Raw genomic sequence first — 18,394 nt, 5'->3', positions numbered from 1 at the left:
CGGGCGGGAGTGGGCCCTCCTCGCGTCGTACCCGGCTCAGCGGCCGAGGAGGATGTCCTGCACGTCCTTGAGCGCGGCGTCGACCTCGGCCTCGAAGTAGCCCCCGGGCACCAGGCCGAAGCGCAGCGTGTCCAGGTCCTTCGGGTTGACCGGCATCGGGTTGCGCCCCTGCATGCCGCCGAGCAGGGTCTCGAAGAAGCGGTCCACCTGGTCCGGGTCGTACCCGCTGCCGAAGCGGCGCACCTGGAAGCGACGCCGGATCTGGTCCACCCGGTAGAGGTCGCTGCCCGGCGGGCCAGCCATCGGGGGACCGACCATCGGGGGGCCACCCATAGGCGGGCTGCCCATCGGGGGGCCGGCCATCGGGGGCGGGCCGGACATGCCCGGGCCGGGACCGTACCCCTGCTCCGGGCCGGGTCCGTAGCCCTGCTCGGGGCCGGGGCCGGGACCGTACCCCTGCTCGGGGCCGGGGCCGTAGCCCTGCTCGGGGCCGGGGCCAGGTCCGTAGCCCTGCTCCGGGCCGGGGCCAGGTCCGTAGCCCTGCTGCGGCACCGCCGGCGGGCCGGCCGGGCCGCGGCCGCGCGGGTCGCGGTCGGGCATCCGGATCTCCGCGGTCATGTCGGTTCGGCCGTGCCGGCCGGCCTCGAAACCGTCGAACCGGTCGTCCGGGCCGTAACCGCCCGGGCCGGGCGGCAGGCCACGCGACGGCGGGCCGCCGTGCCCCATCGGGGCGCCCGGGCCCATCGGGCCGGGGCCGCCGGGACCACCGGGACCGCGCGGCCCGTCGTAGCCACCGCGAGGGCCGTCGTACCCGCCCGCGAAGGCACCGGTGGGCTCGTCGTAGCGGCCGTACCGGTCCGGCGGGCCGGCCTGGGCCGGCATGGCCCGGGGCGGCAGTGGCTGCGGCACCGGCGAGAGACCGCGGTCGTCGCGCATCGGCGGGCCGAGCCGGTCCATCTGGCGTGGGTCACCGCCGCGCCCGGCCGGGCCGCCGCGCTCCTCCAGCTCGGCCAGCTGCCGCTCGACGCGGTCCAGGTGCAGGTCGACCTGCCACTCGTCGTAGCCGTTGAACCGGACCCGGAAGACGACGTCGTGGACCTCCTGGGCGGCGACCGGGGCACCGACCGGCTGGCCGGCGAGTGTCGCCTCGACCCGGTCCAGGAAGGCGTCGACCTCGTCGACCTTGTATCCCCGGCGGAGCGCCTTACGCCGGAAACGCTGACCCTGACTCGCCACTATGTCTCCTGGTCTCGTTCGCTACGCCCGGTCACGCCATGGCCTCGCGCGACACGTCGGTGTCCTGGTCCTGGGCGGCGGCCAGTTGCCCGCACGCACCGTCGATCTCGCGCCCCCGGGTGTCCCGCACCGTCGTGGAGACACCGGCCGCGCGCAACCGCCGGACGAACTCCCGCTCCACCGGCTTCGGGCTCGCGTCCCAGCGGCTGCCCGGGGTCGGGTTGAGCGGGATGAGGTTAACGTGGGTCAGCTTGCCGGCCAGCAGCCGACCCAGCAGATCGGCCCGCCACGGCTGGTCGTTGACGTCCCTGATCATGGCGTACTCGATCGACACACGGCGCCCCGTCCGGGCCGCGTAGTCCCACGCTGCGTCCAGCACCTCGGCTACCTTCCAGCGCTGGTTGACCGGCACGAGTTCGTCGCGCAGATCATCATCGGGTGCGTGCAACGACAGCGCAAGAGTCACCGAGAGGTCTTCGCCGGCCAGTCGGCGGATGGCCGGAACCAGCCCCACCGTGGAAACGGTGATGTGCCGCTGGGAGAGGCCGAGCCCCTCCGGGGCCGGGGCGACCAGCCGGCGGATCGCCGCCAACACCCGGTTGTAGTTGGCCAGCGGCTCGCCCATCCCCATGAACACCACGTGCGACAGCCGGGGCGGGGAACCGGCCACCGCGCCGGACGCGGCCACCCCCGCCAGGTAGACCGCCTGGTCGACGATCTCGGCGGTGGAGAGGTTGCGGGTCAGGCCGGCCTGGCCGGTGGCGCAGAACGGGCAGGCCATGCCGCAGCCGGCCTGGCTGGAGATGCAGACGGTGACCCGGTCCGGGTAGCCCATCAGCACGCTCTCCACCAGCGAGCCGTCGTGCAGCCGCCAGAGCGCCTTGCGGGTCGCCCCGTCGTCGCAGGCCAGCTCCCGGACCGGGGTCAGCAGCCGAGGCAGCAGCCCGTCGGCGATCCGTTCCCGGGCCGCCGCCGGCAGGTCGGTCATCTGCGCGGGGTCGCGGACCAGCCGCCCGAAGTAGTGGTTCGAGACCTGCTTGGCGCGGAAGCCCGGCTCACCCAGCTCGGCAACCAACGCCTGCCGGCCCGGCAGGTCCAGGTCGGCAAGGTGACGGGGAGGCATCGCGGGCCGGCGCCCGGGCGCGTCGGGATCTACGGGAATCAGCGGCAAGCTCGTCATGGCGGGTCCAGTCTGTCACGCCCTAGCGCGAACGCATCCGTCCGGAGGTGCCGAATCCGCTCCGTCCGGACGAATGACCCGAGCTCACCGGCGTGATTCATGCCTCAGCCCGTCACCGGCACGAACACCGCCAGCAGCAGGTACGCCGCCGGCACGGCGAACAGGATCGAATCCAGCCGGTCCATCAGGCCGCCGTGCCCCGGCAGCAGGTTGCTCATGTCCTTCACGCCGAGGTCCCGCTTGATCATCGACTCGGCGAGGTCACCGAGGACGGCCGCCACCGAGACCGCCATCCCGAACAGCGCCCCCCACCAGGGCGGCACGTCGAACAGCAGCCACACCAGCACGGCGCTGCCCGCGGCCGCCGCGGTGACCGAGCCCGCGAAGCCCTCCCAGGACTTCTTCGGGCTGATCCGGGGGGCCATCGGGTGCTTGCCGAAGGTCACCCCGGCGGCGTACCCGCCGGTGTCGGAGAGCACCACGGCCACCAGGGTGGCCAGCACCCGCCAGTGGCCGTCCCCGGGCGCCGCGGCCAGCATCGCGGCGAAGCCGCCGAGGAAGGGGACGTACACGGCGATCAGGGTGGCGGCGGTCAGGTCCCGCTGGAAACCGGCCGGGCCGTCACCGAGCCGCCAGATCATCGTGCCCAGCACGGTGACCAGCAGGCCCAGGCTGAGCGCGTCGGGCCCGGCCCACCAGGCCAGCCCCACCGTCAGCACACCACCGGCGATCAGCGGGACCAGCGGCGGATGGGCGCCGCTGCGGCGTACCGCCCGGGCCATCTCCCAGGTGCCCACAGCGATCGCGGCGGCGACCACGACCAGGAAGGCCGGCGGGTAGAGGAACAGCGGCAGCAGGATGACCGCGCCCAGTCCCACCCCCACCGCGACCGCCGCCGGCAGGTTCCGCCCGGCCCGGCTCGCCGGGGCCTGCTGGGTGGCCGGTCGGTCGGCGCTCGCCCGGCGCCGCCCCGGCCGCCGCCGGGCGGAGGGCTGCTCCGCCTCCGGACCGGCCGGATCCGCCACCGGTTCGTCCCGTACCGGTTCGCCCCGCACCGGCGCGAACTGCGCCGTCGGGTACTCCTCGTCCGGGTCGGGCCGGGCGTCGTACCGGTCGTCCGCGCGGTGCTGGTCGGGCCGGTTCGGGCCGGGACGCCAGCCCGGCTCCGGCGGCTCGTGGTGGCCCGGGTCCGGCCGGTGCGGCGGCTCGTCCGGGTGCGGCTCGTGCGACCCCGGCCAGAACTGCTCCAGCTCGGGCCGGGTGTGCTCGTCGTACCGGCCGCCCCGGCGCTCGTACGGCTCGGCCGGTCGATCGGCGCGGGGGCGGGCGTACGGTTCCACGTACAGCTCGGGGCCGCTGGCCGGGTGCCGGCGGGGCCGTCCGGGCTCGATGTCCCGCTCCGGCCACGGCAGGCCGGCCGGCTGCTCCGGCCGCTCCCAGCCGCGCGGCTCAGCGGTGCCGTAGGGGTCGAGGTGGGACATCAGGCACCGAACGGGTTCGGCGCGAGTTCCACCACAGAACGCAAGACCAAGACCATCCCCTACCGGCGCGACTGTTCCCTACGGTTGACCGGCCCGACGACCGGTCGATCCCCGCCGTTCACTCCAGGGACGGGCGGGAATCGTGCCGAGCCTACTGCACCCGCCGGCCGGACACGGCGGACGTGGGGGCCCGACGACGACGGCACCGGGTGCCGGCCCCGCTCGGCGGGGTGGCGGCACACCGGTGCCGTGACACGTCCTCGGCGCGCTCAGACCTCGAGCAGCTCGGACTCCTTGTGCTTGATCAGCTCGTCGACGTGGGCGACGTACCGCTGGGTCAGCTCGTCGAGCTCGCGCTCGGCGCGGCGCCCGTCGTCCTCGCCGACCTCGCCGTCCTTGACCAGGCGGTCGAGCTCCTCCTTGGCCTTGCGGCGGATGTTGCGGACGGCCACCTTGGCCTCCTCGCCCTTCTGCCGGGCGACCTTGATCATCTCGCGGCGGCGCTCCTCGGTCATCTGCGGCAGCAGGACGCGCAGCTGGTTGCCCTCGTTGTTCGGGTTCACCCCGAGGTCCGAGTCGCGGATCGCCTTCTCCATGGCGTTGATCTGCGAGTTGTCGTACGGCTTGATGATCACCATCCGCGGCTCGGGGACCGCGATGGACGCCATCTGCGGCAGCGGGGTGGGGCTGCCGTAGTAGTCGATGACGATCCGGCCGAACATGGCGGCGTTGGCGCGACCGGTGCGGATCCCGCCGAACTCCTCCTTGGCGTGCTCGATGGCACGTTCCATCTTCTCCTCAGCCTCGAGGAGGGTGTCGTCGATCACCGGTCTCCTCGCCTCCTTCTTGTGCTCGTGTGGGCTCTGCTGTCGTGTCGGAGGACCGCCGCGGTCGTCGGCGGGAAACTCCCGCCGGGCGGCTCAGGCGGTGATCAGGGTACCGATCCTGTCGCCACCCACGGCGCGGACGATGGTGTCTTCGCCCTGCGCGCCGAAGACCAGCATCGGCAGGCCGTTTTCCATGCAGAGGCTGAACGCGGCGGCGTCGGCCACGCGCAGGTTGCGGCGGAGCACCTCGGAGAAGGTGATCGAGTCGAACTTGCTCGCGGACGGGTCGACCCGGGGGTCGGCGTCGTAGACCCCGTCCACCCCGTTCTTGCTCATCAGCACCACGTCGGCGTGGATCTCCAGCGCCCGCTGGGCGGCCACCGTGTCGGTGGAGAAGTACGGCATGCCGGCGCCAGCGCCGAAGATGACCACGCGGCCCTTCTCCAGGTGCCGGATCGCCCGCAGCGGAATGTACGGCTCGGCGACCTGGGCCATCGTGATAGCGCTCTGCACCCGGGTCTCGATGCCCTCCTTCTCCAGGAAGTCCTGGAGGGCGAGGCAGTTCATCACCGTGCCGAGCATGCCCATGTAGTCGGCGCGGGCCCGGTCCATGCCGCGCTTCTGCAGCTCCGCGCCGCGGAAGAAGTTGCCACCGCCGACCACCACGGAGACCTGCACGCCGCGGCGTACCACGGTGGCGATCTGCCGGGCGATGGCCTGCACGACGTCCGGGTCGACGCCGATCGCGCCGCCACCGAAGACCTCGCCGGAGAGCTTCAGCACCACCCGGCGGGCCCGCCCCGGCGGTGGCGCCGTCGGGTCGTCCGCCGCCAGGCTCCGGTCACTCACAACCTGCGTCATCCGCTCGCCCCTCCCTCGCGCGCCTCGCGTGCGTCGCGTACTGCGAAACTGCCGCTGCTGACCCTATGCGACGAGGAGGCCGCGGTGCCTGTCACGTACACCGGCGGCCTCCTCGTCCACATTTCCCTGCGCGCGGGCGCGTCATGCGCTCCGGCGACCGGCTCAGGCCTGGCCGACCTCGAAGCGCAGGAAGCGGGTCACCTCGATGCCGGCCTCGGCCAGCACCTGCTTGACGCTCTTCTTGTTGTCGGCGACCGAGGACTGCTCCAGCAGGACGAAGTCCTTGAAGAAGGCGTTGACCCGACCCTCGACGATCTTCGGCAGCGCCGCCTCGGGCTTGTTCTCCTCGCGGGCGGTCTGCTCGGCGATCCGCCGCTCGGACTCGACGGTCTCGGCCGGAACCTCGTCCCGGGTGAGGAACTTCGGCCGCATCGCGGCAATCTGCATCGCCACGCCCCGGGCGTCCGCGTCGGCGGCCTCGTCGGCCTTGCCCGCGTACTGCACCAGCACGCCGACCGCCGGGGGCAGGTCCTGGGACTTGCGGTGCAGGTAGACGGCAGTGGTGCCGTCGAGCTTGCCGAACCGGCTCAGCACCAGCTTCTCGCCGATCTTGGCGGACTGCTCCTGGATCAGGTCGGCGACCGTCCGGCCGTCGAGGGTGCTGGCGAGCAGCTCCTCGGCGTTGCTGGCACCGCTGGCCACACCGTGCTCGACGAGCTGCTGGGCCAGCGCGATGAAGGCGTCGTTCTTGGCGACGAAGTCGGTCTCGCAGTTGAGCTCCAGCAGCGCCTGGCCGGAGTGCGCGACGAGCCCGTTGGCCGCCGTCCGGCCGGCCCGCTTGCCCACGTCCTTGGCGCCCTTGACGCGCAGGATCTCGACGGCCTTGTCGAAGTCGCCCTCAGCCTCGGTCAGCGCCTTCTTGCAGTCCATCATGCCGGCGCCGGTGAGGTCGCGGAGCTTCTTGACGTCCGCGGCGGTGAAGTTGGACATGACTCTCTCTTCGGTGTCGTGTCGGAACTGCGGAGTGATGGTCCGGTTACCCGGTTTCGGGCCGGAGCTGCCCGGGCCTTCCGCCGCGCCCCGCCGCCGGCGCGACGGCCGGGGCGGGGGCGGCGGTACGGGTCACTGGGCGGCGGCGGCCGGCTGCTCGGTCGACGCGGGCTGCTCGGTCGCGGCAGCCGGCTGCTCGGCCGCGGCAGGCTGCTCGGTCGCGGCCGGCTGCTCGGTCGTCGCCGGCTGCTCGGTCGCGGCGGGCTGCTCGTCGGCCTTCTTCGGCTCCTCCAGCAGCTCGCGCTCCCACTCGGCCAACGGCTCGTCGGTGCCCACGCCCGGCTCCGGCTTCTCGTCGGTGCCCCGGCGACGACCGGAGCGGGCGATCAGGCCGTCGGCGACGGCGGCGGCGACGACCTTGGTCAGCAGCTCGGCAGAGCGGATCGCGTCGTCGTTGCCCGGGATCGGGAAGTCGACCTCGTCCGGGTCGCAGTTGGTGTCCAGCACGGCGATCACCGGGATGCCCAGCTTGCGGGCCTCGTCGACGGCGATGTGCTCCTTCTTGGTGTCGACGATCCAGACCGCGGCCGGCAGCTTCTGCATGTCCCGCAGACCACCGAGGGTCTTGGTGAGCTTGATCTTCTCGCGGGAGAGCTGCAGCGTCTCCTTCTTGGTGTAACCGGCGGCGGTGCCGCTCAGGTCACCCAGGGCCTCCAGCTCCTTCATCCGCTGCAGCCGCTTGTACACCGTCTGGAAGTTGGTCAGCATGCCGCCGAGCCAGCGGTGGTTGACGTACGGCTGGCCGACCCGGGTCGCCTGCTCGGCGATGGCCTCCTGGGCCTGCTTCTTGGTGCCGACGAAGAGGATGCTGCCGCCCTCGGCCACGGTGCCGCGCACGAAGTCGTACGCCTTCTCGATGTAGTCGAGGGTCTGGCGCAGGTCGATGATGTAGATGCCATTGCGCTCGGTGAAGATGAAGCGCTTCATCTTCGGGTTCCAGCGCCGGGTCTGGTGCCCGAAGTGGACACCGCTCTCCAGCAGCTGACGCATGGTCACGACGGCCATGGGGTACTCCTTGTGATCCCTGGTTGTCCCGCCCGGCCGGCGGCCGGGCGTCCTGGCACCCGGTCGCCGGCCATGGTGGGCCCGACCAAGATCGGGACCAGGGAGGCCGTCGCCCCACGATCAACCGTGGGGAAGGCGCGCGAGGTCGACCGCACGAGGCGGTCGCCAGTCGACCAGTGTACGCCCCTTCTCCGCCGCCCACCCCACGGGTGCGGCCGGCGGCCCGGTGACCGTTTCCGATCCCGTTTCGGCGCTGGCGTCCCCCGCGCCCCGCCGGTCCGGGCCGGCGCGGCGGGGCGGGGCCGGATCAGCCCGCCGCGAGGGCGGCGGCGAGGAAGAGCACCAGGCCCACCGTCAGGTACGCCGTCGGCGGGCGCAGCCAGCCCCGGCTGCCCTCGGCCAGGGCCAGCCCGCCGGTGCGCAGGCCGTACAGGCCGGTGGCGAAGATCGGCAGCCCGGCGACGAGGAAGGTGCCGACCACGACGTTGACCGCCGACACCGGGTCGCCGACCACCCCGTTGTAGAGCACCCGCAGCGCGGGCACCTCGAAGACCAGGGTCAGCACGGCGAGGATCACCGCCAGCGCGGGCCGCCGAGTCCGGTAGACGCCGTCACCGGGCCGGGGCGCCGGTTCGGGGGCGCCGACCGGGGGGTACGCGACGCCGCCGTCGAGCCGCAGCCCGACCGCCGGCATCGGACCGGTCGGGACGTCCAGCGGGTGCGGGCCCGCGGCGGGACCGGGCTGGTCCACTGGGTGGGCGGGCTCGGCGGGGTGCGGCTGATCGGCGGGGCGGGGCGGCTCCGCGGGGCGCGGCGGCTCGACGATCGGGTACCCGGCGAACGGCGCCGGCCGGGTGGCCTCGACGCCGGCGCCGAGCAGCGGGTCGGCGGCCTCCCGGACGGCCCGGCGGCCGGCCCGCTCGGAGGGCAGCTCGCCCGAGATCTCCGGATCGGCGTCCGGCCGCCGCATCCGCGGGGCGCGGTAGCCGTCGTCGGCCGGGCGGGTCTCCCCGGCCGGCTGGGCCGCGCCGAAGCGCTCGGCGTACCGGTCACCGGCCGGGCTCACCGGCTCCGCGTACCGGCCCTCGTCCGGGTGCTGCTCGTCGCGGTGCCGCGGCTCGCCCGCGGTGCGCCAGTCCGGCTCGCCGTACCCGCGCTCGGCGGGATACCACCGCGACTCCTGATCTTCGGGAAAGCTCCGTCGTCCGTCCACGTCCGGCACCGTATGTGACGCGCCGCCGCGGCGCCATTCGTGCTCCACGGTCCCGATCGCGCTGGTCAATCCCACCGCGGTCGGGTCACGCCTGACGTATGGAGCGTGATCAGCCGGCGAGCGCTGCGATCTCCACGATCAGGTCCGCCCGGAGATCGTCGTGCCCGCCGATGACGGCGAAACCGGCCGAGAGCCGTCGGAGCACGGTCGGATTCTCGCCGCGCAGGGCCACCCCGACCCGCTCGGCGCGCCAGTTCTCGATCATGGTCGGAGGCTAGCCGGCCAGCGCCGGGGACGTCGACGCGTGAAGGGGCTGGCCGGGCACCTCCCTTAGCACAACCGAGGCATGATCGTCCGGCTGTCCACAGGCGGTCCCGCCGTCCACAGGTTGCGGGTCGAGGGCGGCGCGCCCGAGGGCCGACGGCGCACCCTGACCGCCATGACGACACGGAACCAGGCGGTCGGCGCGTACGGCGAGCGGTGCGCCGTCCGGTATCTGATCGAGACCGGGCTGCGCCCGGTCGACCGCAACTGGCGTTGCCCGGCCGGTGAGATCGACATCGTCGCCTGGGACGGCGCGGTGCTCGCCTTCTGCGAGGTGAAGACCCGCCGCACCGGCCGCTTCGGCACCCCGGCGGAGGCGATCGTCCCGGCCAAGGCCCGCCGGCTGCGCGGGCTCGCCGTCCGCTGGCTGGCCGCGACCGCCACCACCGCCGACGAGCTGCGGTTCGACCTGCTCGCGGTGGAGCTGCCCGACGCCGGCCCGGCCCGGGTCGAGCACGTCAAGGGGCCGTTCTGATGCGGCGGGTGGCGGCCGGACGGGGCGGCGGGGCGACGGTCGGACCGGCACGGGGCGGGACCGACCGGCGGCCCGGCGGGGGCACCCGGTGAGTTACGCGCGGGTGCTCTGCGTCGGCCTGGTCGGGGTGACCGGCCACGTCGTGCAGGTGGAGGCGGACCTGGCGCCGGGGTTGCCGGCGGTGGTGATCTCCGGGCTGCCGGACACCGCCCTGCACGAGGCCCGCGACCGGGTCCGGGCCGCGATCGTCAACTCCGGCCAGCGGTGGCCGAACCGGCGGATCACCCTCAACCTGCTGCCTGCCACGCTGCCGAAGTTCGGCCCGGCGTTCGACCTAGCGAATGTCAAGCTGTGCCATACTCAGCGCCATGACGCGAGCGGCTATCTACGTCCGGATCTCCCGCGACCGGGAGGGCGGCGGCCTCGGTGTGGCCCGACAGGAGCAAGACTGCCGAGAGCTGGCCGCGCGGCACGGGCTGACGGTAGCTCAGGTATACAGCGACAACGACCTATCGGCGTACTCCGGCAAGCCGCGCCCGTCGTACCGGCGGATGCTCGACGACATCGCCGCCGCCCGGATCGATGCCATCCTGGCCTGGCACACCGACAGGTTGCACCGCTCCCCCACCGAGCTGGAGGAGTACATCAGCGCCTGCGAGCCGCGAGGGGTGCCGACGTTCACCGTCAAGGCGGGCCCGCTCGACCTGAGCACCCCGAGCGGCCGCATGGTCGCCCGGCAGCTCGGCGCCGTCGCCCGGTACGAGGTAGAGCACCTGGTCGAGCGGCAGCAGCGCGCCAAGCTCCAGGCTGCTGCCGACGGGAAGTGGGCCGGCGGCCGGCGGCCGTACGGGTACGAACCGGACGGCGTGACGCTGCGGGCCGACGAGGCCCGGGCCGTCGCCGAGGCCACCGACGCGATTCTGTCCGGTGCCAGCCTGCGCGGCCACGCTGCCGAGATGAACGCTCGCGGTCTACTCACCTCCACCGGGCGCCCCTGGACCCCGAGCGAGCTGCGCAAGGTGCTGCTGCGCGCCCGCAACGCCGGGCTGCGCGAGCACCGCGGCGAGGTCGTCGGCCCGGCCGCGTGGCTGCCCCTGGTCGACGAAGAGCGCTGGCGGGCGGTGGTGTCGGTGCTGACTCACCCCGGCCGGCGCACACAGTGGTCGTCGGCCCGCCGGTGGCTGCTCTCCGGCCTGGCCTTGTGCGGGGTATGCGGCTCGCCGGTGCGCGCCACGCTGGTGGCCACCAACAGCCGCAACGTGCCCTCGTACACCTGCAAGGCGGCGAAGTGCGTCAGCCGGAACGCGGCCGAGCTGGACGTGTTCGTCGGCGCGATCGTCGTCGAGCGACTGTCTCGGCCCGACGTCACCGAGCTGCTCGCCGCGTCCGGTCGCCCGGACACTGGGGCGCTGCATCGCGACGCCGCCGCGCTGCGCGAGCGTCTCGACGGCCTGGCCGCCGCGTACGCCGACGGCGCGATCGACGTCCGGCAGCTGCGCGAGGGCTCCGAGCGGTTGCGTGCCCGGCTCGCCGAGCTCGAAGAACAGATGGCCGCCGCCGGCCGCGGTGACGCGCTGGCCGGCCTGATCGGGGTGCCGGACCCGGGCGAGGCGTGGGAAGCGCTCGGCCTTCACCGGCGGCGAGCGGTCGTCGACACGCTGATGACGGTGACGATCCACCGGACGAAGAAGGGCAGGCCGCGCGGCTGGACGCCGGGCAGCTCGTACTTCGATCCGTCCACCGTCGACATCAAATGGAAGGGCTGACGGCGGCGGCAACGCGGTGACCATCCCGACGCGGCCGAAACGATCTTCTTTGCTCAGCTGCTAGCTGACGTCGACGCAGTAACCGGTCCGGGAGGGCCGGCAAACTGATGAATGACGTCCTCATCTCGAAGCGCGCCAGGTATGCCGCGCTCAAGCGCTGCCACGGCGCTGATCACCCCGCCACGCAAGCCGCATCCCGCGAGCTGCGAGAGGAAGCACTCTCCCGGCACATCACTCGCCTGGTCGACGCCGCCCCACCGCTGACCGAAGAGCAGCGCGCCCGGCTCTCCGCCCTCATCAACGGTGGGGGGCAGGCCAGTGCAGCGGCATGAAGTGCCCCATTACCTTTTTGATTGTCCCCAGCCGGGGACTCCTCGGTCGCCCGGCCCGGTATGACTTACTTCCCCTGTCGTACGCATGATCCGGGGGGTGTTGTCGCCGGGTCGGGTGGCGTCGGCGGACCGCTGATAGGGACCCGGCCACCCCGGTGCTCGGGGTAGGTCTCTTCGCAACGTGGCTGCCGGCAGTCCGACGCCCTGACCAGCGGCCGAGGTACGCGACAGCGAACGGAGGCGGTGCAGGGGCACCGGCGACTACCAGGTCTTCCTGGGCTTGGACGTCGGTAAAGGTGATCATCACGCGGTCGGGTTGGCCGCGGACGGCAAGCGACTGCATGACGCGCCGCTGCCCAACACCGAGGCCCGGTTGCGGGCCGTGTTCGACAAACTCGGCCGCCACGGGCGGGTCCTGGTGGTGGTGGACCAGCCCGCGTCGATCGGCGCCCTGCCCGTCGCCGTGGCGCGGGCGTGTGGGCATCAGGTGGCCTACCTGCCTGGCCTGGCGATGCGGCGGATGGCCGGCGCGCGTCGACAACCTGCGGCGGCTGCTCCTGCCCGGGGCGCACCGCCGGGTCGACCTGGAGACCGCCCCGCCGCTGTGCCTGTGGGTACGCGGCACCGCCGCGCTGGGCGAGGCGTTGGAGCGTTCGGTGGCGGTGGTCGGTGCGCGGGCTGCGACCGGGTACGGCGTGCACGTCGCCACCGAGCTGGGGCACGGGCTCGCTGACCGGGACTGGACGGTGGTGTCCGGGGGCGCCTTCGGCATCGACGCCGCCGCGCACCGTGGCGCCCTGGCCGCCGGTGGGCTGACCGTCGCGGTGCTGGCCTGTGGCATCGACCGCCCCTATCCGGTGGGCAACACCGCGCTGTTCGACCGGATCGCGGAGACCGGGCTGCTGGTGAGCGAGTGGCTGCCGGGGGCCGAACCGCTGCGACCCCGGTTCCTCATCCGCAACCGGGGGATCGCCGCCGGCACCCGGGGCAGCGTCCTGGTGGAGGCGTCGGCCCGCAGTGGCGCCACCCAGACCATGAACCGGGCCCTCGCTCTCAACCGGCCGGCGATGGTGGTGCCCGGGCCGGTCACGTCGGCGATGTCGGTCGGGGCCCACGAGTTGCTCCGCGAGCAGCCCTCAGCCCGCCTGGTCACCGGGCTGGCGCACGTGCTCGAGGAGGTCGGCCGGATCGGGGACGACCTCGCCCCGCCGGCCCGGGGACCGGACCGGCCGACGGATGCCCTGGACGACGAGGCGGCGCTGGTCCGCGAGTCGCTGCCCCGGCGCGGGACGATCGGCGTGGACGCCCTCGCCGGGCGTGCCGGCGTCTCCGTGCGGACGGCACTGCGGAAACTGTCCCTGTTGGAGGAGCTGGTCCTGGCGGTCCGCCGCGACGACGGCGGCTACGCGCTGGCCCCCGGCCCCGACCGGAGCCGCGGGACGGCCATCGAGCCCTCCTAGCCACCGCCGGAAGCCGCGGCGAGGCAGGGTCGTCCCCCGCGCGGACCGCCCCGGGCGCCGCGCACGACGCCGCCGGGTGCGGGACGCACGCCTTGAGGGCTCAGTCGCCCTCGAACCGGATCTCGGCATCGCGTTCCCGCAGGCAGCGCCGGGTGAGCGCGGCGAGGGCGCGGATCCGGTCGGTCTCCCGCTGCGACCCCGCCACCTCGACCAGGCAGCGCAGCTCCGCGAGCAGTTGCGCCCCCTGCTCGGGCACGACCACCGCATCCCGAACCGGGTCCAGCCGGTCCAGCAGTGGGGTTCGGCCACCGCCGCGGACCCGGGCCAGCAGGCCGAGCAGCACCTCGTCGTCGTCCGACACCACCTGCACCGGGACGTACGAACTGCGCCGCCCGGACGAGCCCGCCCGGACCACTCGGTAGAGAACCGCATCCAGGCCCATCCGGTCGCCTCCGTCCGCCGACGTGCCCGTGCCGGCGGACGTGCGGTGCCGAACAGATGGCCGCCCACCGGCCATCGTGGACAACCCGCACGCGCCCGGGCCGTCGTGGCCCCGGGACCGGCGGGTTCGCCGGGCTGCCACCCCGCCTGGTTCGACCGTAAGCTGAACCCGTGTCACGGGACAACCAGCTCTTTCCGGGCGGGGCGGCGGCCGCGCCCGGAGCGGCGCGCCATCGACCGGCGGCGGCGCGCTGATGGATCGGCCCGCCACCGGCACGCGCGCGCTGCATCAGGCGCTGCCACCGGCGATGCGCGAGGCGGTCGACGACTTCGCCGCTCACCTCTCCGGCGTGCGCGGCCGCTCCGCGCACACCGTGCGGGCGTACGTCACCGACCTGGTCTCCCTGCTCGACCATGCCGCCCGGATGGGTTGCGCCGAGCCGGCCGAGCTGGATCTGACCGTGCTGCGCAGCTGGTTGGCGAAGCAGCGCACGACGGGCGCCGCCCGTACCTCACTGGCCCGGCGGGCCGCCTCCGCCCGGACCTTCAGCGGGTGGGCGCACCGGGCGGCGCTGCTGCCCACCGACGTGGCGGCCGGGCTGGCGAGCCCCCGCGCCCACCGTGAGCTGCCCACCGTGCTCCGCGCCGACCAGGCCGCCGACCTCGTCGAGGCGCCCGGCCGCCGGCAGCCCGCCGACGCGCCCGCCGAGGCCGATGCCGCCGAGCCGGCGCGGCTGCGGGACCGGGCGCTGCTCGAACTGCTCTACGGCACCGGGGTACGGGTCAGCGAGGCGTGCGGCCTCGACCTCACCGACGTCGACCAGGGTCGCCGGGTGGTCCGGGTGCTCGGCAAGGGCGGCCGGGAACGCGCGGTGCCGTACGGGCTGCCGGCCGAACGGGCCCTGCGGGACTGGCTGGACCGGGGACGGCCGGCGTTGGCCGGCCCGGCCTCGGGGCGGGCGCTGCTGCTCGGCGCGCGGGGCGGGCGGCTCAACCCGACGACCGCTCGGCGGATCGTCGCGGGGTACGCCGAGGCCGCCGGCCTCCCCCGGGTCAGCCCGCACGGGCTACGGCACTCGGCCGCGACCCACCTGCTCGAAGGCGGCGCGGATCTGCGCTCGGTGCAGGAGCTGCTGGGCCACTCCTCGCTGGCCAGCACCCAGATCTACACCCACGTCTCGACGGAGCGGCTGCGCGCCGCGTACCGGCAGGCCCACCCGCGCGCCTGACCGACCCGGCCGGGCGGGGCGACCGCGCGAAGAGCCCGCCGATGATCGATCTCGGGCTACGATCATGCGGTGAGCGTCCCGCAGCCGCCCGAGCCCATCGCCGGAGCGCGGCTGCTCTTCTCGCTCGACCCGGCGGTGAGCCACCTCAACCACGGCTCGTTCGGCGCGGTCCCGATCGGGGTGCAGCGGGCCCAGCAGCGGCTACGCGACGAGATGGAGGCGAACCCGCTGCGGTTCTTCACCCGCGGGCTGGTCGACCGGATCACGCACACCCGCCGGCACCTGGCCGCCTGCCTCGGCGCCGACCCGGACGGGGCGGCCCTGGTGGGCAACGCGACGACCGGGGTCGCGGTGGTGCTCGCCTCGCTCGGCCTGCGTCCCGGGGACGAGGTGCTGACCACCGACCACGGGTACGGGGCGGTCGGCCTCAGCGTCGAACGGGAGTGCCGGCGGACCGGCGCCGTCCCCCGGGTCGTCCGGGTGCCGTTGGACGCCGCCGAGGAGGAGATCGTCGAGATCGTCCGGGCCGGTCTGCGCCCCGGCCGGACGAAGTTGCTCGTCGTCGACCAGCTCACCTCGGCCACCGCCCGCCTCCTCCCGGCCGCCGCCATCGTCGGGGTGGCCCGCGAGCAGGGCGTACCTGTGCTGGTCGACGGGGCGCACGCGCCCGGCATGCTGCCCGCGCCGGTGAGCGGCATCGGCGCCGACTTCTGGGTGGGCAACCTGCACAAGTGGGGGTACGCCCCGCGCGGCACCGCGGTCCTGGTGGTGGCGCCGCCGTGGCGGGAACGGATCGAACCGCTGGTGGTCTCCTGGGAGCAGCCGGCCGGGTTCCCCGGCAACGTGGAGTGGCAGGCGACGCTGGACTACACGTCGTGGTTGGCCGCGCCGGTCGGCCTCTACACGCTGCGCAGCCTGGGCGTGGACCGGGTCCGCGCACACAACGCGGCGCTGGCGGCGTACGGGCAGCGGGTCGTCGGTGACGCGCTGGGGGTGGCCCCGGCCGACCTGCCTACGCCCGGCGGGCCGGGGGTGGCGATGCGGATCGTGCCACTGCCGCCCGGCGTCGCCACCACCCTCGACGAGGCGACCGCGGTGCGGACGCTGATCGCCGACCGGCTCGCCACCGAGGTGGCGGTGATGAGCTGGGGCGGGCGCGGCTGGCTGCGGCTCAGCGGCCAGGTCTACAACTCGCCGGACGAGTACGACCGGCTCGCCGTCCGGCTGCCCACCCTGCTCGCCCGCCGCTGACCGGCGACCCGCCTGCCGGGGCCGGCTGGGGGCCCGGCGGCTCACCCGGGACCGGCCGGCGGCGACCCGAGCGGGAGCAACCGGACCGGACCGGCACCCACCAGCGCCAGCGGGTCGAGGTACTCCTCGCCCCGGCGCAGCCCCCAGTGCAGGCAGGCCGGGGCGGGGCAACCGGGGTGGCCGGGCAGCACGGTGCCCAGCGCCGAGCCGGCGACGACCGACTCGCCCACCCGCAGGCTCGCCAGCACCGGCTCGTAGGTCGTGCGCAGCCCCGCGCGGTGCCCGACGGTGACCACCGGGCGCCCCGCCACCTGGCCGGCGAAGCTCACCACCCCGGGTCCGGGCGACCGGACGGTGCCGCCGGGCAGGGCGGCCAGGTCGACGCCGCGGTGCCCGGCGAGCCAGGGCTGCGGTGGGGGCGCGAACCGGCGTACCGGCGTGGGCGGGCCGTCCAGCGGCCACCGGAAGACGAGCCGCTCCGGAACGTCACCGCCCGGGCCTGCGACGGCCGGGTCCCGGACGGCCGAATCGGGGACCGCCGGGTCGGGGGCGGCCGGCGGTGTCGTCTCGGTGGACGCGCCGCGGGCGGCCGGCGCTGCCAACCCGGCGGAGGGGGCGCGGACGGCCGGCATCTGGAGCGGCGACCGCACCGCACCGATGGCGGACGCCGGGGCGGGCGGGCCGGCGGACGCGGCGGTGGCCACCAGGACCAGCGTCCCGGACAGGAGTGTCGCGGCGGCGCGCCGCACGGCTGTCAGCACGGGCGCAGCCTGCGCCATCACCGGCCCGCCGCGCCACCCTCAGCCCGGTCGTCGGTGGACAACACCGCCACTGTGGACAGCGCCCGCCGGCCGTGATGATCTGCTATACCGGGCTGCCGCCGGGCCGGGGCGCCGGCGAAGGCGCCCGACCGCGCCAGCGCCCGCGCGACCCCGCCGAAGCACGTCCGGCCCCCCGGCCAGGCCCGGAGTCGAAGCGCGTCCAGACCCCCGGCCGGGCCCGGACCGGAAGCCAGATCTTGACCGGCCAGGGCACCCGCTCGGCATACTCGTACCGCCGGCCCACCGGGCCGCGACCCGTCGCCGAACCCGGGAGGCCCCTGATGACCACGATGGACGACGCCAGCCGACCCGGTCGGATCGCCGGCCCCGACGAGGCGATCAGCGGCGAGGAGTTGCAGCTCGCCGCCCGCAACCACGGCATCCCGCTGGAGGCGCTGCGCTACGACGTCACCCCGGCCGGGCTGCACTACCTGCTCATCCACTACGACATCCCGGACGTGGACCCGGCGGTGCACGCGCTCACCGTCGACGGCGCGGTGGCCCGGCCGCTCACCCTGGACCTGGCCGCGCTGCGGGAACGGCCCCGAGTCAGTCACCGGGTCACCCTGGAGTGCGCCGGCAACGGGCGGGCGCTGCTGCATCCGCGCCCGGTGAGCCAGCCGTGGCTGGTGGAGGCGGTCGGCAACGCCGAGTGGACGGGCATCCCGCTGGCGCCGCTGCTGCGCGAGGCCGGGATCTCCCCGGACGCCGTGGACGTGGTCTTCACCGGCGCCGACCACGGCGTCGAGCGGGGCGTCGAGCAGGACTACCAGCGGGCGCTGCCGGCGGCGGACGCGCTGCGGGAGGAGGTGCTGCTGGCGTACGAGATGAACGGCGCGCCGCTGCTGCCGCAGCACGGCGCCCCGCTGCGGCTGATCGTGCCCGGCTGGTACGGGATGGCCCACGTGAAGTGGCTGCGCGGGATCACGGTGCGGACCGAGCCGTTCGACGGCTACCAGAACGCGGTCGCCTACCGGCTGCGGCGCGACGCCGACGACCCGGGGGTGCCGGTGACCCGGATCGAGCCGCGGGCGCTGGTCCGGCCGCCGGGCTTCCCGGACTTCATGTCCCGTACCCGGGTGCTGCGGCCGGGGCGGTGCGTGCTGGACGGGCGGGCCTGGTCGGGGCACGCCCCGGTCACCTCGGTGGAGGTGACCACCGACGGCGGGGCGACCTGGGGGCCGGCGCTGCTCGACCCGCCGACCGGCGGGGAGTGGGCCTGGCGGCGCTGGCGCTACGAGTGGACGCCGGAGCCGGGCCGGCACGTGCTGGGCGCGCGGGCCACCGACGCCTCGGGGCGGTGCCAACCGGTGGAGCAGGCGTGGAACCGCGGCGGGTTCGCGAACAACCTGGTGCAACGGGTGGAGGTGGTGGTGTTGCCGGAGTGACGGACGGTCCGGAGACCGGCGGCCGGGTGCCCCGCGGCGGAGGCAGAGCGGGTT

16 protein-coding genes and 4 pseudogenes are annotated in these 18,394 nt (G+C 74.6%); 9 read left to right on the top strand and 11 right to left on the bottom strand.

Annotation, left to right across the window (positions count from 1 at the left end; all coding sequences use genetic code 11):
• Positions 1–36 precede the first annotated feature (36 nt).
• From AB0H57_RS00435 to AB0H57_RS00395, 9 genes and pseudogenes are all read right to left on the bottom strand, one after another.
• Positions 37–1,236, bottom strand: coding sequence for a DivIVA domain-containing protein (locus AB0H57_RS00435; protein ID WP_357501315.1), 1,200 nt, complete (start codon positions 1,234–1,236; stop codon positions 37–39).
• A 31-nt stretch (positions 1,237–1,267) separates the two neighbouring features.
• The gene (gene rlmN / locus AB0H57_RS00430) at positions 1,268–2,416 is read right to left on the bottom strand and encodes a 23S rRNA (adenine(2503)-C(2))-methyltransferase RlmN (protein ID WP_357501314.1); all 1,149 of its coding nucleotides are present in this window, start codon (positions 2,414–2,416) and stop codon (positions 1,268–1,270) included.
• Between the two features lie 104 nt (positions 2,417–2,520).
• Entirely contained in the window at positions 2,521–3,897 is a 1,377-nt protein-coding gene (locus AB0H57_RS00425; RefSeq protein WP_357501313.1) for a phosphatidate cytidylyltransferase, read from the bottom strand.
• Positions 3,898–4,166: 269 nt separating this feature from the next.
• Positions 4,167–4,724 (bottom strand): ribosome recycling factor, encoded by a 558-nt coding sequence (gene frr, locus AB0H57_RS00420; protein ID WP_357501312.1) that lies wholly within the window; start codon positions 4,722–4,724, stop codon positions 4,167–4,169.
• Between the two features lie 93 nt (positions 4,725–4,817).
• Positions 4,818–5,585, bottom strand: a complete 768-nt coding sequence (pyrH, locus tag AB0H57_RS00415) for a UMP kinase (protein ID WP_357501311.1) — start codon at positions 5,583–5,585, stop codon at positions 4,818–4,820.
• A gap of 162 nt (positions 5,586–5,747) precedes the next feature.
• Positions 5,748–6,575: a translation elongation factor Ts gene (tsf, locus tag AB0H57_RS00410; RefSeq protein ID WP_357501310.1), complete on the bottom strand. Its 828-nt coding sequence runs from the start codon at positions 6,573–6,575 to the stop codon at positions 5,748–5,750.
• Between the two features lie 132 nt (positions 6,576–6,707).
• Positions 6,708–7,640 (bottom strand): 30S ribosomal protein S2, encoded by a 933-nt coding sequence (rpsB, locus tag AB0H57_RS00405; RefSeq protein WP_357501309.1) that lies wholly within the window; start codon positions 7,638–7,640, stop codon positions 6,708–6,710.
• 307 nt (positions 7,641–7,947) lie between these two features.
• Positions 7,948–8,890: pseudogene (locus AB0H57_RS00400) on the bottom strand (hypothetical protein).
• A 72-nt stretch (positions 8,891–8,962) separates the two neighbouring features.
• A complete protein-coding gene (locus AB0H57_RS00395) occupies positions 8,963–9,118 on the bottom strand; it encodes a hypothetical protein (protein ID WP_357501308.1) in 156 nt (51 codons plus the stop codon).
• A 174-nt stretch (positions 9,119–9,292) separates the two neighbouring features.
• Between AB0H57_RS00395 and AB0H57_RS00390 the strand changes: the two genes are divergently transcribed.
• The 6 genes and pseudogenes from AB0H57_RS00390 to AB0H57_RS00365 form a co-directional block, all read left to right on the top strand.
• Positions 9,293–9,652 carry a YraN family protein gene (locus tag AB0H57_RS00390; RefSeq protein WP_357501307.1) on the top strand — a complete coding sequence of 120 codons (360 nt, stop codon included), beginning with the start codon at positions 9,293–9,295 and terminating at the stop codon, positions 9,650–9,652.
• 88 nt (positions 9,653–9,740) lie between these two features.
• Positions 9,741–9,992 (top strand): annotated as a pseudogene (locus AB0H57_RS00385) (magnesium chelatase domain-containing protein); the annotation flags it as partial.
• A gap of 28 nt (positions 9,993–10,020) precedes the next feature.
• Positions 10,021–11,418: a recombinase family protein gene (locus tag AB0H57_RS00380; RefSeq protein WP_357501306.1), complete on the top strand. Its 1,398-nt coding sequence runs from the start codon at positions 10,021–10,023 to the stop codon at positions 11,416–11,418.
• Positions 11,419–11,525: 107 nt separating this feature from the next.
• Positions 11,526–11,750: a hypothetical protein gene (locus AB0H57_RS00375; protein ID WP_357501305.1), complete on the top strand. Its 225-nt coding sequence runs from the start codon at positions 11,526–11,528 to the stop codon at positions 11,748–11,750.
• A gap of 274 nt (positions 11,751–12,024) precedes the next feature.
• Positions 12,025–12,276: pseudogene (locus AB0H57_RS00370) on the top strand (transposase); the annotation flags it as partial.
• Positions 12,272–13,210, top strand: a pseudogene (locus AB0H57_RS00365) (DNA-processing protein DprA); the annotation flags it as partial. The pseudogenes AB0H57_RS00370 and AB0H57_RS00365, both read left to right, overlap by 5 nt.
• A gap of 100 nt (positions 13,211–13,310) precedes the next feature.
• On the opposite strand, the gene AB0H57_RS00360 reads toward AB0H57_RS00365, so the two are convergent.
• Positions 13,311–13,652, bottom strand: coding sequence for a hypothetical protein (locus AB0H57_RS00360; RefSeq protein WP_357501304.1), 342 nt, complete (start codon positions 13,650–13,652; stop codon positions 13,311–13,313).
• A gap of 253 nt (positions 13,653–13,905) precedes the next feature.
• Here AB0H57_RS00360 and AB0H57_RS00355 point away from each other — a divergent pair, with 253 nt between their 5' ends.
• The gene (locus AB0H57_RS00355; RefSeq protein ID WP_357501303.1) at positions 13,906–14,880 is read left to right on the top strand and encodes a tyrosine recombinase XerC; all 975 of its coding nucleotides are present in this window, start codon (positions 13,906–13,908) and stop codon (positions 14,878–14,880) included.
• 69 nt (positions 14,881–14,949) lie between these two features.
• Complete coding sequence (locus tag AB0H57_RS00350) at positions 14,950–16,131, top strand: aminotransferase class V-fold PLP-dependent enzyme (RefSeq protein WP_357501302.1); 1,182 nt, start codon at positions 14,950–14,952, stop codon at positions 16,129–16,131.
• A gap of 41 nt (positions 16,132–16,172) precedes the next feature.
• Here AB0H57_RS00350 and AB0H57_RS00345 read toward each other — a convergent pair whose 3' ends face one another.
• Positions 16,173–16,892: a M23 family metallopeptidase gene (locus AB0H57_RS00345; RefSeq protein WP_357501301.1), complete on the bottom strand. Its 720-nt coding sequence runs from the start codon at positions 16,890–16,892 to the stop codon at positions 16,173–16,175.
• Between the two features lie 341 nt (positions 16,893–17,233).
• On the opposite strand from AB0H57_RS00345, the gene AB0H57_RS00340 reads away from it, so the two are divergent.
• A complete protein-coding gene (locus AB0H57_RS00340) occupies positions 17,234–18,340 on the top strand; it encodes a sulfite oxidase (protein WP_357501300.1) in 1,107 nt (368 codons plus the stop codon).
• Positions 18,341–18,394: the final 54 nt, after the last annotated feature.

This window comes from Micromonospora sp. NPDC050686 (assembly GCF_040654475.1).
Taxonomy (GTDB): domain Bacteria; phylum Actinomycetota; class Actinomycetes; order Mycobacteriales; family Micromonosporaceae; genus Micromonospora.
Note: the sequence above shows the minus strand (reverse complement) of the source record. Positions and strands in the feature narration are given on the sequence as shown.

Bases quoted from the DNA above. Each gene is read 5' to 3' on its own strand.
- AB0H57_RS00395 (WP_357501308.1), bottom strand. From the start codon at position 9,118: ATGATCGAGAACTGGCGCGCCGAGCGGGTCGGGGTGGCCCTGCGCGGC.
- pyrH (WP_357501311.1), bottom strand. From the start codon at position 5,585: ATGACGCAGGTTGTGAGTGACCGGAGCCTGGCGGCGGACGACCCGACG.
- tsf (WP_357501310.1), bottom strand. From the start codon at position 6,575: ATGTCCAACTTCACCGCCGCGGACGTCAAGAAGCTCCGCGACCTCACC.
- rpsB (WP_357501309.1), bottom strand. From the start codon at position 7,640: ATGGCCGTCGTGACCATGCGTCAGCTGCTGGAGAGCGGTGTCCACTTC.
- rlmN (WP_357501314.1), bottom strand. From the start codon at position 2,416: ATGACGAGCTTGCCGCTGATTCCCGTAGATCCCGACGCGCCCGGGCGC.
- AB0H57_RS00355 (WP_357501303.1), top strand. From the start codon at position 13,906: ATGGATCGGCCCGCCACCGGCACGCGCGCGCTGCATCAGGCGCTGCCA.
- AB0H57_RS00360 (WP_357501304.1), bottom strand. From the start codon at position 13,652: ATGGGCCTGGATGCGGTTCTCTACCGAGTGGTCCGGGCGGGCTCGTCC.
- AB0H57_RS00340 (WP_357501300.1), top strand. From the start codon at position 17,234: ATGACCACGATGGACGACGCCAGCCGACCCGGTCGGATCGCCGGCCCC.
- AB0H57_RS00380 (WP_357501306.1), top strand. From the start codon at position 10,021: ATGACGCGAGCGGCTATCTACGTCCGGATCTCCCGCGACCGGGAGGGC.
- AB0H57_RS00390 (WP_357501307.1), top strand. From the start codon at position 9,293: ATGACGACACGGAACCAGGCGGTCGGCGCGTACGGCGAGCGGTGCGCC.
- AB0H57_RS00425 (WP_357501313.1), bottom strand. From the start codon at position 3,897: ATGTCCCACCTCGACCCCTACGGCACCGCTGAGCCGCGCGGCTGGGAG.
- AB0H57_RS00375 (WP_357501305.1), top strand. From the start codon at position 11,526: ATGAATGACGTCCTCATCTCGAAGCGCGCCAGGTATGCCGCGCTCAAG.